This window comes from Rickettsiales bacterium, from assembly GCA_033762595.1.
Lineage (GTDB): Bacteria > Pseudomonadota > Alphaproteobacteria > Rickettsiales > UBA8987 > JANPLD01.
On sequence record JANRLM010000074.1, the window covers coordinates 1 to 2,467 of the forward strand.

Sequence of the window (2,467 nt, forward strand, 5' to 3'; positions counted from 1 at the left end):
CTAATTTTGTTTTATATCTTCTTGCAAGAATAAAATAGCCCTGCAATATAAAAAGCAAACAAACAAAATACTCAGAAATTAAACCAAATTTATAGTTCTTATAGTGATTATTCTTCACGAGGAATTATTTTTCTAATTTCCTTTTCAACTACATCATGAACGATTTTTTCAAGATTTTTATCAAGCCAATCTTTTAGCATTGGCTTAAGGCTTTCTAGAACCAGATCTTCAACGCTTGAGCCATTTCTAAACATAGGCGATTCAATTTTAGGGCGAGGAATATTATCAATTAAACTCTTAATTGTTTGCGATGATTTTTCAGCCATCTCCTTAGAAATTAGCGTTTCTTTTTCAGACATTGAAATATTAATTACTTTTTCTGCAACAGAAATAGGATTAACTAATGGTTTAACTTCTTCAACAACTTCTTCAACTTTGCTTGAATTTGAGTTATCAATTTCTTCTACCTGTTGATTTATATTCTCAGTAATAACTTCTTCTTCAATATCTGGTTGAGTAATATCAGGGGCGATAATTTCAGGCTCAGGTGTTGCAAGCTCATTATCAATTTCCTGCAGAACATCAACAAAACTCTCTTCTTCTGATTTTTCTTCGGCTACATTATTTATTAAATCTTCTTCTAACTTTGCGTTTGCTTCATCTGTTTTTTCGGCTTCATTTTCAACTTCAACTAATTCAGTAAGCTCCATTGGCTCTTCTTCAATTCCGCCTGCAACAATATTTTTTATTTCATTTAGTATAGATTCAACTGATTCTTCTTCCACCGGTTTATTGCCTTGAACAGCTTGAATTTCATCAACTTCAACGGATACGATTTCTTCATCTTTCTTTTTTCTTTTCAAAAAAGCCATAAGTTTTTTAATATAAAATATTTTTTAGATTAATTTTTTTTTGCCTAATTAGCAAATAAAAATTTTTCTTATTTAAGGGAGTGACTACTAAATATAGATATTATGAAATTCTTGCTATTTTTTTTCTCCGAGTGTCACCCCGTGCTTGTCACGGGGTTAATCATAAAAAACGCTCATAAGCTAGTTTAGAAACACTTTCAACCATTAACCCCGTGACAAGCACGGGGTGACAATTTGTGATTAAATAGTTAAATCTATACTTAGTGCATACTTCCGATTTTATAGAGAAATTAAAAACCAAAAAATTTAAGTTTGGTTTTTTCGTAATGTTCTTCTGGGTTATATTCTGCAACAGCGAGACTTAATTCTGAAGCGTTTAATTGCCCAACTGAAGCCTTAAGATTATAAACCGCAAGAATACTATCCCTGATTGCTCTTGCGTGAGCAACTTCCGCATTAAACCTATCTTGCTCAGCAAGTAGAACATCAAAAACGGTTCTTTGCCCTTCTTTTTGCTCGGCACGAACACCATCAATTGCATATTCGGCAGCTAAAATTGAAGCCTTAGTTGCTTCAATATTTAGTGTTGCAGTTGCAAGAGCCTGCCAAGCACGAATCACAGAATCACGAGTTGTGATTACAGAATTTTGATATTCAAATTCGCTTTGGTTTTTTCTATCTTTCGCCTCTCTAGTTCTTGAAAAAGTAACGCCTGAATCGTAAAGTGGAACTCTAAGGTTTAAGCCAATAGATTCTTGTTCATTACTGAAAATGCTATTACCATTTACTGACTCCCTTTGAGCAATTGAGCCAGTTAAATCAAGCTGAGGATATAATTGTGATTTTTGCACTTCAACTTCATTTGCCCTTTGATTTTTTGCGTATAAATTTCTTTGAATTTCAGGATTATTACTTATTGCAGTGTTGAGTGCATCATCTAAAGTTGCTGGGATTGCTGGCAATTTTGTTGGCATTGATAAATTTTCAGGAGCATCAACTAGAAAAACCCTTCTAAATTGAGATTTAGAATTAACAAATTCATTTTCAGCGGAAATCCTGCTTGAAACAGCGTTTGCAAGCCTTGCCTCTGATTGTGCAACATCTGTTCTTGTAGCATCACCAATTAAAAATCTATCTCTAGTTGATGTAACTTGATCGCTTAAAACCTTCTCATTTTTTTGGTTAAGGGTTAAAACTTTCTTAGCAAAAATAAGATTTACATAAGTTTCAATAGCTTGCCTTAGAAAATTTTGCTCTTCATTTCTAAGTTCGTATCTTGCTGAAATTATTCTATCTTTCGCTGATTTTATTTGATAAATTGATTGCATACCAGCAAATAAATTTTGACGCACATCTAAAGATTGCCCACTTGGCGTAAAATTTTCTTTACTTCTATTACCATCACTACTTCTGGTAAATGACTCAGTTAAATTCACATCAACCCTTGGTAAAAAGCCTGAAATTGCTTGCGGCATCGCTTCATCTGAAGCCTTAATCGCACTTCTTAAAGCCTTTAATTGCGGGTTTTCAATATAAGCTTTACCGAGATATTCTTCCATAACTCCGTTAATTCCAGCACTTCCAGAATTCATAAA

2 protein-coding genes are annotated in these 2,467 nt (G+C 33.3%); both read right to left on the bottom strand.

The window, feature by feature from the left end:
- Positions 1-107: 107 nt before the first annotated feature.
- Positions 108-872 (bottom strand): DUF2497 domain-containing protein, encoded by a 765-nt coding sequence (locus SFT90_05340; GenBank protein ID MDX1949906.1) that lies wholly within the window; start codon positions 870-872, stop codon positions 108-110.
- Between the two features lie 290 nt (positions 873-1,162).
- The coding region (locus SFT90_05345; protein ID MDX1949907.1) for a TolC family outer membrane protein at positions 1,163-2,467 on the bottom strand (1,305 nt) is incomplete at its 5' end.

Excerpts from the sequence above, each read along its gene's own strand:
- SFT90_05340 (MDX1949906.1), bottom strand. The coding sequence starts at position 872 with ATGGCTTTTTTGAAAAGAAAAAAGAAAGATGAAGAAATCGTATCCGTT.